We start from the raw sequence: 233 nt of genomic DNA, 5'->3' as shown, positions 1-233 counted from the left end.
GTTTTACTCAGCGTGTACTCGGTGATTGCGTGGAAGGTTCTTGAGTTGCGTGAGTTAGCTCGTGGAGAAGGTACAACTCCACCAGATGTCTTGTTGACCGAGGCCGAACGCGCAGTTCTGGAAACGAAATTTCCAGAACTGAGCGGGAAGAACGGTAAAGCGTATGCAATACACGTAGCGAAACTTGGTGGATACTTAGACCGTGGATCGGATCCACCGCCAGGCTGGCAGAC

General features: G+C 51.9%; 1 pseudogene. It reads left to right on the top strand.

What is annotated here, in order from left to right:
- Positions 1 to 233 (top strand): annotated as a pseudogene (locus tag O2S87_RS19450) (IS4 family transposase); the annotation flags it as partial.

This window comes from Halohasta sp. A2 (assembly GCF_056175805.1).
This window is presented reverse-complemented; position numbering and strand designations above follow the sequence as displayed.